Genomic DNA, 15,510 nt, shown 5'->3' with positions numbered 1-15,510 from the left:
GGTACGGGCCGGGGACGGAGCGACGCTAGCACGCGCGGGCCGTGAGGAACCGCCTCGGGCCCCGGCGCGCTTCCCGCGCCGGGGCCGGTCCCTCACCTCCGGGCTGCCCTGCCCGTCAGGTGATACGGGTCAGCTTCGAGCCGAACGACGGCTCGGAGAGGTCGTCCTGGAGCGCCACCGGCGCCTTGAGCTGCCCCGGGCCGGTGCCGACGGTCAGCTCGCCGACGACCGCGCCCGCCTTGGCGGAGTGCGGAACGGTCTTGCCGCCGTCGGTCAGCTTCAGATCCACGGTCAGACCGGACCAGCCGACCGCCGTCAGATCCTTGGTGGCGACGACCGGTGTGGTGCCGCCGAGGCCGTCGTCCACATGACCGACGACATCGCCCTTCTTCACCACCCTGGCCGAGGTGAGCCCGTTCTGCAACGCGGTGATGAGCTTGTAGCTGTTGGTCTGCACGAGCTGAAGGCTCTCGTCCAGCGTGCCGCCGCTGTGCTGCCCCAGCACCACACCGAGGATCCGCTGCTTCTTGCCCTCGACGGTCTTCTCGGCGCCCCACATCAGCGCACCGCCGGCCGGGGTGCTGGAACCGGTCTTGATGCCGATCACGCCCGGCTTCACCAGCAGATTGTTGTTGTTGTAGATCCGGTCGTGGAGCTGGGGGATCTCGGCGTTGGGGGTGGCCACCACGGACCGGAACGCGTCGAACTCCATGGCCGCCTTCGCCAGCTTCAGCTGGTCCTCGGCGGTGCTCTTGGTGCTGGACTTCAGACCGCTGGGGTCGGTGTAGGTGGTGTTCTTCATGCCCAGGTCCTTGGCCGCGTCGTTCATCTTCTTCACGAACGCGTCCAGCGACCCGGCGTCCCAGCGGGCCAGCAGCCGGGCGATGTTGTTGCTGGAGTTGATCAGCAGCATCTGGAGCAGCTGGTGCTGGGTGAAGCTCTGCCCCTCCTTGACCGACGCCCGCGACTCGTCGGAGGACCCGGACTCATGGGCCGCCGTCTTGTCGATCTTGATGGGCGGACCCTCCGCGTCGGCCTTCAGCGGATGCGCCTTGAGCACCACATAGGCCGTCATCACCTTGGTGACACTGGCGATCGGCACCGGCTTCTGGGCGCCGGAGGTGCCCAGGCTGCCCACGCCCTGTACTTCGACGGCGGACTGGCCCTGGGAGGGCCACGGCATGGAGAGCTTGCCGCCCTCGAAGGAGTAGGTGGCGTCGGTGGTGAGCTTCAACTCCGGTTCCGGCAGCGGCCGCACGGCCTGGGCGACACCCAGGATGATCACGAGCAGCGCGACCAGCGGCGTCCAGATCTTGACCCGGCGCACCGCTGTACGGATCGGAGTCTCGGGCTTGGGCGGTGTATTGGTCAGCTGCGCCAGCAGATCGAGCGGCGCGGGCTGCTTTCCGTCGGGCGTCAGCGGCGGCAGCGGCTGCTGCTTGGTCCGCTCGGCCTCGGGGAGCGCGGGCGCCCCGGAGGACGCGTCAGCGGGCTTGGCGGACGGCGCTTCGGCGGACGGGGCCGCGGGCTCGGCAGGCTTGGTGGGCTTGGCGGGCGGTGCGTCGGCCGAGCGGAGCGGTACGAACTTGCTGGTCCGCTCATTCTCGGACTCGGCCGCGGGCTTCTTCTTCCCGGCGTCGGGCTTCTTGGTCTCGGGCTTCTCGGCGTCGGGCTTCTCGGCGTCGGGCTTCTTGGTGAGCGCCTTGAAGGTCGTGGTCGGCTGGTCGACGCGCTTCTCGCCGTCCTTGCCGTCCTTGGAGGCGCTGTCCTTGTCCGCGCCGTCCTTGCCGTCCTTGCCGTTCTTGGGGGCACCCTTGCCCGGCAGCACCCCGAAGGCGGCCGTGGCCCGGTCGACGGGCTTGTCCTCGTCGTCCTCGGCCTTGCCCTCGTCTTCGGTCTTGCCCTCGTCCTCGGCCTTGTCCCCGGCTCTGTCCTTGGCCTTGGCGGCAGAGGTCGGCTTCAGGGCACGGAACACCGCGGTCCGCTGGTCGACGGACGGGGCGGACGGCTCGCTGTCGTCCGCATCCGTGTCCGCGTCAGCGTCCGCCGTGGCGTCGGCCGTGGCGTCGGCCGTGGCGTTCGCGGAGTCCGCCTCGTCGCCGGAGTCCTCATCGGCATCCGCGTCGGTGTCGCTGTCGGATGTGGCGACCCAGGTCGCCACCGCCTGACGCAGCCGGGCGTCGCGCTCCTCGGGAGCGACATCCGCGGCAGCCGCTTTGCCCGAATCATCCGATTTGCCGGATTCACTGTCGGGCTGTGCGCTCTCCCGTGCGGCCGCCCCGGACTTGGGGCGGGTCGGCAGCCCCGAAGCCGTGGCCCCCGCTTCCGGTTCAGCCTCCGGCTCGGACTCCGCCCGCGCACCCTCCGCGGGGTCGCCACCTTCGCCGCCTTCGCCATCGCGAACGTCGGCCGCCTCGGCGTCGTCGGCACCCTCGGCGCCGTCGGCGTCCCCGCCGCCCTCACCGTCCGCCGCGCCATCCGGTCGCTTGGATTCCGCTTCGGGTTCCGCTTCGGCGTCCGAGGCACCCTCGGCGTCCTTCGCGTCCCGCAGGGTGCGGAAGACCGCTGTCGCCCGGTCCGCCTTCGGCGAACCGCTCTCCTCGGGAGCCGACTCGGGTTCGGCCTCCGGGTTGTCGGACGCGACGGCGACCGCCGACGCGCCCCCGGCCGCCTCCCCTTCCTGGAAGACGGCGAGCCGCGGATCGCGTTCTCCCCGAGCCGTCTCCCCCGACGACTTCTGCTGCTCCGACTTGCCGGGGGACTCGCCCGCCACCGATGCCTCCTCGTACGTATCGCGGGACGTCCGGCGCCTTCTGACGCCGCGTCCCGCAGCCCAACCTCTACCAGTGTCCTGCGCGTCCGGCACGCAGCCGCGCAGCGTCACCGCCGGAGAGTGCCTTCAGGGGCACGCCCACCTGCTAGACGGGAAAGACATACCTACTGGTTCCCACACAAATCCACCAGGCACTCTCGACAGACCAATGTGAGAGGGGTCACCCTGTCATTCATCCACGCGGGGAGGCATGGATGGGCAGGAGCCGCAGAACAATTCCGGAGGAGCTTCTGCTGCTCGCTTTGGACCCGACCACGGGTACCACGGCGCAGCCGCAGTCGCTCGACCTCGGTCTGGCCGGAGCACAGCTAGTAGAGCTGGCTCTGGCCGGACGGATAGCCCCTGACGGGGATCGTATCGCCGTGGTGCTGCCACGGCCGACCGGAGATCCGACTCTGGACTCCGCACTGGAGCTGCTGCGCCGACGCGGCAGCCCGGTCCGGGCTGTCCACTGGATCGGCGGGCCCCGGCTGGGGCTGCGCCAGACGTACCTCACGCACCTGGAGCGCTGCGGCATGGTGCATGCCGTGGCGGGCCAGATGTGCGGGGTGCTGCCGACCACTCGCTATCAGGCGACGGATACGGCGATCAGCCGGGAGATCAGGAACCGGCTGGACAATGCGATCCGCACCGGCGTACCGCCGGACCCGCGGACCGCCGCGCTTGCCGCCCTGGCCCATGCGGTCGGGCTGGGCAAGCACCTGTATCCCGGGAACGAGGGGCGCTCCTCGCGCTCCAGGCTCCGGGATCTGATCCGGCACGACCCGATGGGCGGTCTCGTGGCGCACGCCGTGATGGACGTGCAGAACGGTGTCGCGGCGCAACCACGGCGCGCACCGGCCGCAGGCCGGCAGTCCGGGGCACGGTCCGCGGCGGAGCCCGCGGCCGGCGTTCCGGCCCAGCCGTCCCGTCGCGCGGGCATGGCCCGCGTCGGAGCGCGCTGACACCTCTCGGGGCACCACACGCCGCGGACCCGCCCAGCAGGGCGGCGGGGCCCGTTCACGGCACCGCCGGGCCGTTTTCCGGCACCGCCGGGGCGTTGCGCAACACCCGCACCACATCGAGCAAGACCATGCACCACATCCGCTCCACCGACCGCACCGCAGTCCCCACCGACCGGTTCGGGAGCCGCTGAAGCGCGCGGGGTGGTGGGACGGCCGACCCGGACGACGGCCGCCCCACCGCCCCGCGCGTGCGTTCGCACGCTTTTGTGGAGCCATTTCCCAGCGGGGCCCCGGCCGGTAGTGGCAGGCTGAACAGCAGAAATCAGCGCTATGAAGCCGGAGGTGCACGTCCCGTGACATCGAACGTCGGCCCCACTGTCAGGCGACGCCGGTTGGGTCAGGAGCTGCGCAGACTCCGCCAGGAGAAGGGCATGACGGCGGAGGAGGTGGCGGAGGAGCTGATGGTCTCCCAGTCGAAGATCAGCAGACTGGAGAACGGACGGCGCAGCATCAGCCAGCGCGATGTGCGCGACCTCTGCCGGACCTACAAGGTCGAGGACAAGGCGCTGGTCGATTCCCTGATGCAAATGGCCAAGGAGTCGCGCCAGCAAGGCTGGTGGAACGCGTTCGGTGACGTTCCGTACAGCGTCTACATCGGATTCGAGACGGACGCGGCGTCCCTGCGGGTCTATGAACCGCAGGTGCTGCCCGGTCTGTTGCAGACACCGGAGTACGCGGAGGCGGTCATCAGCGGTGCGCTGCCGGAGGCGCCGCAGGACCAGATCGCCCAGCGGGTGCAGGTCCGGCTGCGGCGGCAGGAGCGCATCACCGATCCGCTGGCGCCGCTGCGGCTGTGGGCCGTGGTGGACGAGGCGGCGATGCGGCGGGTGGTCGGCAGTCCGAAGATCATGAGCGATCAGCTGGAGTATCTGGTCCGGATGAGCCATGAGCCCCATGTGACGGTGCAGGCGTTGCCGTTCGGCATGGGCTCGCATCCGGGGATGAGCGGGCAGTTCACCATTCTCGAGTTCTCCGACGAGTCGGACACCAGCGTGGTCTATCTGGAGGGGGTCACCAGCGACCTCTATCTGGAGAAGCTCAGCGATGTGCAGAGCTACAGCATGATGTACGAGCATCTGCGCGCGCAGGCGCTCAATGTGGACCAGAGCCGCCAGTTCATCAGTGAGGTGGCCCAGGACCACGCGCGTCGGCACGGGGAGGGCTGACGACGTGGCTCCGAGCCGTTGAAGCGAGCGGAGGTTACACCTCCGCACCGCCCCGAGGAAGGGGCCAGGGGAATATGCCATCCGGTCGAGTGAACGGCCCCCTGCGCCGACGATGTTGCCGAGTAACGTCGGTCTCGCCTCCAGACACGGGGTGCACTTCCTCAACAAAACGCATCGGAGCAATTGTGTCCATTCAGCAGGGAAAGACGAGTATGTGGGTGAAATCCTCGTACTCGGCAGGAAACGGCGCGTGCGTGGAAATCTCCTCCCCGATGGTCGGCGAGATCGCCGTGCGCGACTCCAAGGACCCGCAGGGCCCGACGCTCGGCTTCGCCCCCGCCTCGTGGTCGGCCTTTGTGTCCGACGTCCGTCGTGGCGCCTTCGACCTCGACTGATCTCCGTTACGCACGACCGCGGCAGAGCGGTCGGCGGTGCGGGTTCACCGTATAGCCTCCGAGCCCTCTCGACCGGCCGCCGTCCCTGCCGAGAGGGCTCGCGGCATTTCCGGTTTCAGCGGAGCCGGTCGACGAATCGGTCCGTCCCGGGAATCGTCGGAATGAAGGGCGCCACGAATTCCACCCGGCCGAGCCCGGACTCCGCCACCTCCCCGTCGAGTCCGGTGAGAGAACGCTCCCAGCATTCCCGTGGGTCACGTTCCAGGAACCAGAGCAGCGTCAGCCTGGTGTCGACGCCCTCGACCTGTTTGACGTACGACATCCGGTCCCCCGGCAGCGGGGTCGGACGGAAGACGGTGACCATCGCGGCGGAGGAGCCCGCCAGCCGCCGCGGCAGATGGCGGGAGCCGAGCCAGTCGAGCAACTCCGCCCGCCGCTCGGGGCCCTCGGTGTCGATGACCTCCAGGACCAGCCCGGCGTAGGGGTGGTCCAGGGCGTGGTGATCGCGCGGACCGGCCGCGCCGTCCCGGTAGACGGTGAGCTCATGGTCCTGGAAGGCGGTGAACACATGGGTGCGCTCGCGGTGCACCCGCCTGTCGCGGTTCAGCCGCTTGTTGATCGCGACGGTCCACCGCATGTGCTCCTCATAGCGCCCCTCGGTGATCCAGTAGACGCTGAGATAGCAGCCCGCGGTGACGGGCCGGGCGACCGCCGACCGCTCCGGATAACGCAGCAGCTGGAGATCGCGGGTGGCCACCCAACGGCGCCCGGCGAAGATCCACGGCATCGCCATCGCGCCCGCGATGAAGTGGTCGTCCTCGTACCAGCGGTTGTAGGCGTACTCATGGCCCGGATGCGGTTCGACCATGGTGATCAGGGCGTGCCCGGGGCGTATCCCGTACGGGCCGGTGGCGGCCAGTTCGGCGTACCGGTCGGGGTGCGCGTTCCCGCCGCCGGTCCCGCCCCCGTCCGCACCGCGGTCCGCATCGGAGTCGCTGGAGTCGCTGGAGTCGGTTCTCATCTCCCCAGGTTTAGCTGACGATTCGTCAGTTGTGGAGGGGTGCGGGAGTGCGCGACCGGATCGCGGACAGTTCGGTCGTGCACGACCGGTCCGCCATAGGCTGCGCGCACCTTCCCGAGCCGAGGAGCCAGGAGAGTCCCATGCGCGCCGATGTCCCCGCCCTTGCCACCCGTGCCGCGTCCGTGGCCGGGTCGCCGGTACGCGACCTCCTCGCGCTCACCGCCCGCCCCGAGGTGATCTCCTTCGCGGGCGGGATGCCCGCGGCCGAGCTGTTCGACAGCGAGGGCATCGCCGCCGCCTTCGGGCGGGTACTGACCGAAGTGCCGGGCGCGGCCCTCCAGTACTCGACCACCGAGGGCGACCCCGGGCTGCGCACCGCGACCGCCGCCCGGCTGACCGCGCGCGGACTGCACACCGGGGCGGACGACCTGCTCATCACCAGCGGTTCACAGCAGGCGCTGACACTGCTGGCCACCGCGTTGCTGGAGCCGGGCGACACGGTGCTGGTGGAGAGCCCCACCTATCTCGCGGCGCTCCAGTGCTTCGCCTTCGCCGGGGCGCGGGTGGTGCCGGTGCCCGGCGACGACGAGGGGCTGGACCCCGAGGCGCTCGCGGAACTCGTCCGGCGCGAACGGCCGAAGCTGCTCTACACCGTCCCCACCTTCCAGAACCCCACCGGACGCACGCTGCCCGCCGGCCGCCGGGAGGCGGTGGCGGCGGTGGCCGAGCGCCACGGTCTGTGGATCGTGGAGGACGACCCCTACGGGGAGCTGCGGTTCGCCGGTGAGCCGGTGCCGTGGATCGCGGCCGGGCCGCGGGCCGCGGACCGGACCGTGCTGCTCGGCAGCTACTCCAAGATCATGGCGCCGGGGCTGCGGCTCGGCTGGCTGCGCGCCCCGGCCGCACTGCTCCGCGCCTGTGTGATCGTCAAGCAGGCCGCCGATCTGCACTGCCCGACGGTCAACCAGCTCGCGGCGGCGCGCTATCTGACTGACGCGGATCTGGACGCCCATCTGTCCCGGGTGCGCGTGGCCTACCGGGAACGCCGGGACGCGCTGCTCGACGGGCTGGCCGGGGCGCTGCCCGAGGGGTCCCGCTGGAACCGGCCGGAGGGCGGGATGTTCGTGTGGGCGTCGCTGCCGGAGGGGTACGACGCGACGGAGCGGCTGCGGGTGGCGGTGGAGCACGACGTGGCGTTCGTCCCCGGCGCGCCGTTCTTCGCCGCGGATCCGGATCCGGCGGCGATGCGGCTGTCCTTCGTGACCCACACCCCGGACGAGATCGCCGAGGGGCTGCGCCGTCTGGCCAAGGCGCTGCACTGACCACGACGGCTCGGTCACTCCCGTCGGGCTCTGGCCTTCTCGGGACGGCAGCTTTAACCTGACGCCCCTGACAGCCGCCCCCGGGAGGTACGCCATGCTGCTGCGCGGCAAGACCGTGGTCGTCTCCGGAGTCGGCCCCGGTCTCGGGCACCAGGTGGCCGCCGCGGCCGTCCGCGACGGTGCCAACGCCGTGCTCGGCGCGCGGACCGGGGAGCGGCTGTCCCGGGCCGCCGCGGAGCTCGACCCGGACGGCACGCACACCGCCTGGCGGGTCACCGACATCGCGGACGAGGGCCAGTGCGAGGCCCTGGCCGCCCTGGCCGTCGAGCGGTTCGGCGGTATCGACGCCGTGGTCCATGTGGCCGCGCTGGACAGCCACTTCGGCGGTCTGGAGGACGCCGACTTCGCGGCCTGGGCCCGGGTCGTCGACATCAATCTGCTCGGCACCCTCCGGATGACCCGCGCCTGTCTGCCCGCGCTCAGCCGGCGGGGCGGTTCGGTGGTGCTGATCGGCACCCAGTCGTCGGTCGCCGCCCCCAGCGAGGTGCGCCAGACCGCGTACGCCGCCTCCAAGGGGGCGCTGGTCTCGGCGATGTACGGGCTGGCGCGTGAACTGGGCCCGCACCGGATCAGGGTCAACACCGTGCAGCCGGGCTGGATGTGGGGTCCCCCGGTCCAGGGCTATGTCTCCCTCGCGGCGCGGTCCGAGGGCGTATCCGAGGCCGAGGTGAGGGATCGCCTCGCGGGCCGGATGGCGCTGCCCGAACTGGCGACGGACGGCGAGGTGGCGGAGGCCGTGGTGTTTCTGGCCTCCGACCGCGCGCGTGCGATCACCGGACAGTCGTTGCTGGTCAACGCCGGTGAGTTGATGCGCTAGGGTCCCGGCGGCGGCGCGGACCGACGCGGCTCACTCCGTCCCCGGCGCACCACGCGGCGCCTGAGCCACCAGGGCCGCGAGGACCAGCTCGAGGGCGTCCTCGAAAGAGCTCTCGGCCAGGATGTCCAGGTCGTCGCGGACCGACGCCAGCACGGGATACACGTCCGCGTCGACCGACCGGTAGGCCAGGGTGGACGCCCAGCCGTCGGTCTCCCGCTGGGCGGCGGGCAGCGCCAGGGTCGCCGCGTCCAGGGCGGCATGGCCGAGCACGGTGTCCACGAAGGCCAGATAGAGCCGCAGGGCGCGGGCGGGGGCGAAGCCCGCCCGGAGCAGGATGCCCACCCCGGTCTCGACGGAGTGGAACTCGTTCTCCCTGCGGGTGACCCGGTACGAGGCCAGCGCGGCGGCCCGGGGATGGGCGAGATAGCCGTCCCGCACCCGCCGTGCCATCTCGCGCAGCGAGTCCACCCAGTCCGACCCCGGGACGAAGCCCGCCATCGAATCGCCGATGATCCGGTCCGCGACCGCCAGCAGCAGATCGTCGGTGTTGCGGAAGTAGCGGTAGACCGCGCTCGGATCACAGCCCAGGGCCGCTCCGAGACGGCGCACGCTCAGCGCCTCGGGACCGTGCTCACCGATCAGCCGCAGGGCGCAGTCGACGATCAGCTCGGCGGACAGCAGCGTGCCCGAGCGGGTGGGTCGACGGCGTCTGCGCTGGTGGGGGATGCGTTCATCCGCTGCGCCGGTCATGGTGGGCCCCTCTCCGCGGCTGCCGCCCCGCTCTCACCTCTGCTGTCGTTCTGGGCAGTGAAAGGCTCCCGACTTCTTATGTCAACACCATTGACGCAAGTTTGGCACCCGTTGTTCCATGCGTGGCACCCGTACGGCTCTTCCCCGTCCCCCTGTCCTCCGTGAGGAGCCCGTCATGTCCCAATCTCCCCCCGAGATGCGCCGCTCGCTCGGCGTCATCGACGGCGTCGCCATCGCCGCGTCCAGTACGGCGGCCACCACCAGCATCGCCATCGGCATGGGCACCCTCGCCCTGACCGTCGGGCTCCAGGGCCCGATCATGCTTCTGCTCGCCTTCATCCCGGTCCTCGGCATCGCCTACTCCTACGCCCGGCTCAACAAGTCCGAGCCCAACTGCGGCAGCGGCTATACGTGGGTCGGCGCCTCACTGGGGCCCTGGCCCGGGTTCCTCACCGGGTGGGTCAATATCGTCGGCGTGATCATCTTTCTGGCGTACACCAGCGCGGTGACCGGATCGGTGATCCTCCAGTTCGCCAACAAGGCGCATCTCAACAGCGTCGCCGGGATCACCCTGGATCCCAACTCGACCGCCGTGACCACCGTCGTGGGACTGGTGATACTCACCGGGGTCACCGTCATGGCTGTCAAGGGGGTGCGCGGCGCCACCCGTCTCCAGGCGTGGCTGCTGGTCTTCGAGTACGCGGTGCTGCTGTTCTTCTGCGGCTGGGCGCTGATCACCGGTGAGCACTCGATATCGCTCTCCTGGTTCAACCCGTTCGCGATCGAGAGCGGTGAGGCGTTCGCCCAGGGGCTGGTGCTGGCCGTGTTCTTCTTCTGGGGCTGGGACGCGGCGTTCAGCATCACCGAGGAGACCAAGGAGGTCGGGAACTCGGCGCGCGGCGGGTTCATCGCGCTCTTCGCCATGCTGGGGCTCTTCATCTTCGCCTCGGTCGCCTTCCAGCGGGAGATGAGCCTGACCGAGCTGATCGCGAACGGCCCGCAGGGCTTCACCTACCTCGGCGCGAAGCTGGCCGACGAGCCCTGGGCGAGTCTGCCGCTGCTCGCCCTGATGTTCTCGGCCGTGGCCTCCGTCCAGTCCTCCGTCATCCCGACCGCCCGCGGACTGCTGGCCATGGGCCGGGACCGGACGATGGGGCAGGTGTGGACCCGGGTCCACCCGCGCCACGGCACCCCGGCCGCCGGCACCGTCCTGGTGATGGCCATCGCCACCGTGGTCGCCCTGCTCGCCCTGGCCATCCCCAAGCTCAACGACATGATCCTGGCCGCGGTCAACTCCATCGGCCTGGTCGTCGCCCTCTACTACGGCCTGACGGCGATCGCCTGCGCCGTGCGCTTCCGCTCCGCGCTGCACCAAGGGGCGCGCGAGGCGGTGCTCGCGGTCGGGGTGCCCGCGGCGTCCGGGCTGGCCCTGCTCGGGATCGGCAGCTACCTCGGCTACTCGTATCTGACCAGCACCGACCACTTCGAACTCAACCCGGACAACGGCTGGTTCATGTTCTCCCTGCCCTGCGCGATCGTGGCCAGCGGACTGGTCATGGCCGCGTGGGCGAAGTACCGGCGGCGTTCGCCGTACTTCGTCACCGGGCGCGGTACGGACGGCGACGCGCTGCTGCTGCCGATGGACCAGCCGGCCGGAGCCGCCTCTGAGACCACTGCCCCGTAAAGCCTTCCAGAGCCTTCTCCTCCGACACCTGACACGTTCGACAACCCCCCATGGAGCTCTACTGATGTCCGACACCACCGCCGATCTCGTCTTCACCGGTGGCCCGGTACACACCGGTGACCCGGCCCTCGGCCGGGTCACCGCCGTCGCCGTACGCGGCGGGCGCGTCGTCGCCGTCGGTCAGGACGCGGTGGACGAGCTGACCGGGCCCGGTACCGAGGTGGTGGACCTGGCCGGGCGGCTGCTGCTGCCCGGCTTCCAGGACGCCCATGTCCATCCGCTGGGCGCCGGTATCGAGCTGGGACAGTGCCACCTCGCCGACTCCACCGACGCCCACACCTATCTGTCCGCGATCGCCGCCTACGCCGACGCGCATCCGGACGCCGCCTGGATCACCGGCGGCGGCTGGTCCATGGAAGCCTTCCCCGGCGGCACCCCCACCGCCGCGATGCTCGACGCCATCGTCCCGGACCGGCCGGTCTATCTGCCCAACCGCGACCACCACGGCGCCTGGGCCAACTCCCGTGCCCTCCAGCTCGCCGGCATCGACGCCCGCACCCCCGACCCGGTCGACGGCCGGATCGAACGCGACGAGCACGGCAACCCCACCGGGATGCTCCAGGAGGGCGCCACCGAACTCGTCGGCTCACTGGTGCCCGGGGTCACACCCGACGAGCAGCTCGAAGCCCTGCTGCGCGCCCAGTCCGTACTGCACTCGCTGGGGATCACGGGCTGGCAGGACGCCATCGTCGGCGCCTACGCCAATATGAGCGACCCGACACCCGTGTACCACGCGGCCATCGACCGCGGTCTGCTCACCGCCCGGGTGGTCGGCGCGCTGTGGTGGGACCGGGCGCGCGGCGCCGAGCAGATACCGGAGCTGATCGCCCGCCGGGAGGCCACCGGGCGCGGACGGGCGCTGCGCGCCTCGACCGTGAAGATCATGCAGGACGGTATCGCCGAGAACCACACCGCGGCCATGCTCGGCCCCTATCTCACCGGCTGCGGCTGCGCCTCCGACAACTCCGGGATCAGCTTCGTCGATCCGGCGGAGCTGAAGAAGTACGTCACCGAACTGGACGCGCACGGCTTCCAGGTCCACTTCCACGCACTCGGCGACCGCGCCGTACGGGAGGCGCTGGACGCGGTCGAGGCCGCGCGGACCGCGAACGGCCACCGTGACACCCGGCACCATCTCGCCCATCTCCAGGTGGTCGACCCCGCCGACGTGCCGCGCTTCCGCACGCTCGGCGCCACCGCCAACATCCAGCCGCTGTGGGCCGCGCACGAACCGCAGATGGACGAGCTGACCCTGCCCTTCCTCACACCCGAACGCGGTGGCCGGCAGTACCCGTTCGGCGCGCTGCTGCGGGCCGGGGCCACGCTCGCCGCGGGCAGCGACTGGCCGGTCAGCAGCCCCGATCCGCTGGAGGGCATCCATGTCGCGGTCAACCGGCGGCTGCCCGGAGCGGACGCGGGGGCCCCGGTGTTCCTGCCCGAGCAGCGCATCGGTCTGGAGGCGGCGATCACCGCGTACACGGCGGGCAGCGCGTATGTGAACCACGCGGACGACACGGGCACCATCGCCCCCGGTCAGCTCGCCGACCTCGTCGTGCTGGACGGCGACCCCTTCGACGGCCCGCCGGAGGAGATCGCCGAGCGCCGGGTGCTCCAGACCTTCGTAGGAGGTGAGCGGGTGTACGCGGCGGATGACGCCTGATCAGGCGTCGTCCCCGGCCGCCGTACCGGGCGCTGCCGCCGTCAGATCGCGCTGCATCAGTGTGGTGTCGATCCAGCGGCCGTGCTTGTGCCCGACGGCGGCCAGCCGCCCCGCCGGGGTGAACCCGAAGCGGCGGTGCAGCGCGGTCGAGGCCGCGTCGCCGCTGTCGGCGATGACCGCGACAACCTGCCGCATCCCCGCCCGCGCGCAGCGGGCGAGCAGGGGTTCGAGGAGGGCGCGGCCCAGACCCGCGCCGGTGCGGCCGGGGGCGAGGTAGATGCTGTCCTCGACGGTGTGGCGGTAGGCGGGCTTCGGCCGGTACGGCGCGGCGTACGCGTAACCCGCGATGCCGCCCGCCCCGGGAGCGGGCCCGGTCCCGGGGCCGTCGCCGGTGTCCGCGACGAGGAACGGCAGCCCGCGCTCGGTCAGTTCGGCCAGCCGCCGTGCCCAGTCGGCCGTGGTGGGCGGTGTCTCGTCGAACGTGGCCACGGTCTCGGTGACGTAGTGCGCGTAGATCGCCGCCACGGCGTCGAGGTCGGCGGGTGCGGCATCGCGTATCACCGGGACGGCTGCGGTCATGGCGCTCAGCCTAGGATCCGTCTCCTCCGCCGTGCGAGGGCGGCTCCTTGGAAGACGGGCCCTATGCCCGAACCGCGGGCGGCTCGTGGTCGGCGGGCGCGCAGGCGACGGCGATGGCGAGGCTGTCCTCGTAGATGCGGTAGCGGGTGATCAGCCCGTCCTCGACGGTGAGCCGCATCGCGAAGGGCGAGCGGTAGGGGCGGCCGGTCGCGCGGACGGTCCCGGCGAGCGTCCCGGTGAGCACCGCCCCCGGCCCGTCCACGACCACCGCGTCGACGGTGTTGCCGTCCGGGTCCGGCTGGACCCCCTGGGCCAGGTCGCGGAAGTGGGCCGCGACATCGGCACGGGTGGAGCGGGGACGGATCCACCAGGCGGCCGGGTTCTCGGCGATCTGCCAGTCGACCCGCTCCGCGAACAGCGCGGCGATCCGCTCGGGGTCGCCCTCGACCAGCCGTCCCAGCAGTTCCTGGACCGTGGCCCGGGTGCGCTCGGTGACGGCGGCGGTGGTGGTGGTGTCGATGCTGGTCATACGGGTTGTCCCCTCTCGTCCGTGCTCGGCACGATCCTGGCCGTTGCCCCTCGGGTACGTCGATGACCTCGCAGGTCATGGTCAACTCGCCCGCTCCTGTGAGCAACCTCTCCTCCGCCCGGGTCATCCTCCGGAACGTATTAGGGTCGGCCGTCTGTGCCGACCGCCGCCGATCCGCTGGTCCTCCGAACCGCCGACCCGCCGTCCCCCCACGGCCGCTCTGGAGCCTCCCCCGTGACCTCGACACAGACGCGCCCCGCTGCCGCGACGCATCCGGCCCGCGCCTTCGTGCTCCGCCGTCCGACGCTGTGCGCGGCGGTTCTGTGCCTGCTGTCCTTCACGGGGTTCTGGATCGCCCAGCGAGCCGCCCAGGTGTCGATGGTCGATCTGCTGGTCTACCGCGCCGAGGGCTGGACGGTGCGCAACGCCGCGGACCTCTACGACATGCGGGCGACGGTCCACAATCTGCCCAATACGTATCCGCCCTTCGCCTCTCTGCTGTTCACCCCGCTGACCCTGATGGGGACGAGCACCCTGCGGACCTTCGGCACCACCGTCAACCTCGCCCTGATGGTCGCGCTCGCCCATCTGTCGCTTCGGCTGACCGGGCTGCCGCGCGCCCTGCCGCGTCCGGCCGCCGTACTGGCCCTGGCGGCGGTGGCGGTCTGGTGCGAGCCGGTGTGGACGACACTGCGCTTCGGGCAGATCAATCTGCTGGTCACGGTGCTGGTGCTGTGGGACCTCACCCGCCGGGCGGGCCACCGCGGGGCCGGGCTGGGGACCGGGATCGCCGCCGGGATCAAGCTGACCCCGGGGCTCTTCGTCGTCTTCCTGGCGCTGGCCGGGCTGGTGGCCGGGGTGCGGCGGCTGCGGCTGTACGGCAGGCCGCTGACCGCCTTCTGCAATGACCACCTGCGGCGGGCCGTCGTCGCCACCGCCGTCTTCGCGGGCACGGTCGGGCTCTCGGCGCTCGCGCTGCCGCACGACTCCCGGCGGTTCTGGACCGAGGTGCTGTTCGCGACCGACCGCCCCGGGGACATCGAGGGCGCGGGCAATCAGAACCTCCGCGGTGTCCTCGCCCGGTTGCTGCACACCCCCGACCCGGGGCTGTGGTGGGTCGCCGCCGTGGCGCTGGTCGGCGGTGTGGGCCTGACCGCGGCGGTCGCGGCCCAGGTCATGGACGACCGGCAGTTGCCGAACGCACGCGCCTGGGCAGCCGTCGGCTGCGCGGTCACCGCCCTCATGATCAGCCCGGTCTCCTGGTCGCACCACTGGGTCTGGGCGGTGCCGATGGGGCTGCTGCTCGCCCTGGAGGCGGCGCGGCGGCGCACCGCGGGGTGGATCACCGGGGCGGTGGTGACCTGGCTGCTGTTCTGCTCCTTCATGCTCTGGTACGTGCCGCACGCCCAGGCGACACGGGTCGAACTCCACCAGAACCCGGCCCAGATGCTGCTGACCGCGGTCTACCCGCTGATCGGACTGGTCTTCCTGGCCGTCCTGGCCCGGCTGGTCCTGCGCGCGGCCCACACCCCCGCGGCCGCCCCGGACCTGCCGCGCCCGGCGGGCCCCGGCACACGCCCGCCGGAGCGCCTGCCGCAGTCGGCGAGGGGTGTCGGCGGGCCCTTCTAGG

At 71.4% G+C, this 15,510-nt stretch carries 13 protein-coding genes; 8 read left to right on the top strand and 5 right to left on the bottom strand.

Annotation, left to right across the window (positions count from 1 at the left end; genetic code table 11):
* Nucleotides 1-115 precede the first annotated feature (115 nt).
* Entirely contained in the window at nucleotides 116-2,773 is a 2,658-nt protein-coding gene (locus tag JK363_RS22805; protein ID WP_201876860.1) for a D-alanyl-D-alanine carboxypeptidase, read from the bottom strand.
* 254 nt (nucleotides 2,774-3,027) lie between these two features.
* Here JK363_RS22805 and JK363_RS22800 point away from each other — a divergent pair, with 254 nt between their 5' ends.
* The 3 genes from JK363_RS22800 (at nucleotide 3,028) to JK363_RS22790 (ending at nucleotide 5,398) form a co-directional block, all read left to right on the top strand.
* Nucleotides 3,028-3,777 (top strand): GOLPH3/VPS74 family protein, encoded by a 750-nt coding sequence (locus JK363_RS22800; RefSeq protein WP_201876859.1) that lies wholly within the window; start codon nucleotides 3,028-3,030, stop codon nucleotides 3,775-3,777.
* 353 nt (nucleotides 3,778-4,130) lie between these two features.
* Nucleotides 4,131-5,003, top strand: coding sequence for a helix-turn-helix domain-containing protein (locus tag JK363_RS22795; protein WP_201876858.1), 873 nt, complete (start codon nucleotides 4,131-4,133; stop codon nucleotides 5,001-5,003).
* Nucleotides 5,004-5,188: 185 nt separating this feature from the next.
* Nucleotides 5,189-5,398 (top strand): DUF397 domain-containing protein, encoded by a 210-nt coding sequence (locus JK363_RS22790; protein ID WP_201876857.1) that lies wholly within the window; start codon nucleotides 5,189-5,191, stop codon nucleotides 5,396-5,398.
* A gap of 115 nt (nucleotides 5,399-5,513) precedes the next feature.
* Here JK363_RS22790 and JK363_RS22785 read toward each other — a convergent pair whose 3' ends face one another.
* Nucleotides 5,514-6,419, bottom strand: coding sequence for a hypothetical protein (locus JK363_RS22785; protein WP_236076022.1), 906 nt, complete (start codon nucleotides 6,417-6,419; stop codon nucleotides 5,514-5,516).
* Between the two features lie 140 nt (nucleotides 6,420-6,559).
* Here JK363_RS22785 and JK363_RS22780 point away from each other — a divergent pair, with 140 nt between their 5' ends.
* Nucleotides 6,560-7,741, top strand: coding sequence for an aminotransferase-like domain-containing protein (locus JK363_RS22780; RefSeq protein WP_201876856.1), 1,182 nt, complete (start codon nucleotides 6,560-6,562; stop codon nucleotides 7,739-7,741).
* Between the two features lie 94 nt (nucleotides 7,742-7,835).
* Entirely contained in the window at nucleotides 7,836-8,618 is a 783-nt protein-coding gene (locus JK363_RS22775) for an SDR family oxidoreductase (RefSeq protein WP_201876855.1), read from the top strand.
* Between the two features lie 30 nt (nucleotides 8,619-8,648).
* Here JK363_RS22775 and JK363_RS22770 read toward each other — a convergent pair whose 3' ends face one another.
* Nucleotides 8,649-9,368, bottom strand: coding sequence for a TetR/AcrR family transcriptional regulator (locus JK363_RS22770; protein WP_201876854.1), 720 nt, complete (start codon nucleotides 9,366-9,368; stop codon nucleotides 8,649-8,651).
* A 175-nt stretch (nucleotides 9,369-9,543) separates the two neighbouring features.
* On the opposite strand from JK363_RS22770, the gene JK363_RS22765 reads away from it, so the two are divergent.
* On the top strand, nucleotides 9,544-11,052 hold the full coding sequence (locus tag JK363_RS22765) for an APC family permease (protein ID WP_201876853.1): 1,509 nt from the start codon (nucleotides 9,544-9,546) through the stop codon (nucleotides 11,050-11,052).
* 64 nt (nucleotides 11,053-11,116) lie between these two features.
* Nucleotides 11,117-12,772 carry an amidohydrolase gene (locus JK363_RS22760; RefSeq protein ID WP_201876852.1) on the top strand — a complete coding sequence of 552 codons (1,656 nt, stop codon included), beginning with the start codon at nucleotides 11,117-11,119 and terminating at the stop codon, nucleotides 12,770-12,772.
* Here JK363_RS22760 and JK363_RS22755 read toward each other — a convergent pair whose 3' ends face one another.
* Together JK363_RS22755 and JK363_RS22750 are read right to left on the bottom strand one after the other, a co-directional pair.
* Nucleotides 12,773-13,351, bottom strand: coding sequence for a GNAT family N-acetyltransferase (locus tag JK363_RS22755; protein ID WP_201876851.1), 579 nt, complete (start codon nucleotides 13,349-13,351; stop codon nucleotides 12,773-12,775). It abuts the gene before it with no gap.
* 61 nt (nucleotides 13,352-13,412) lie between these two features.
* Nucleotides 13,413-13,880 carry a nuclear transport factor 2 family protein gene (locus JK363_RS22750; protein WP_201876850.1) on the bottom strand — a complete coding sequence of 156 codons (468 nt, stop codon included), beginning with the start codon at nucleotides 13,878-13,880 and terminating at the stop codon, nucleotides 13,413-13,415.
* Nucleotides 13,881-14,114: 234 nt separating this feature from the next.
* Between JK363_RS22750 and JK363_RS22745 the strand changes: the two genes are divergently transcribed.
* Entirely contained in the window at nucleotides 14,115-15,509 is a 1,395-nt protein-coding gene (locus JK363_RS22745; protein WP_201876849.1) for a glycosyltransferase 87 family protein, read from the top strand.
* The last annotated feature ends 1 nt before the right edge of the window (nucleotide 15,510 follow it).

This window comes from Streptomyces coffeae, assembly GCF_016741875.1.
Classification (GTDB): Bacteria; Actinomycetota; Actinomycetes; order Streptomycetales; family Streptomycetaceae; genus Streptomyces; species Streptomyces coffeae.
This window is presented reverse-complemented; position numbering and strand designations above follow the sequence as displayed.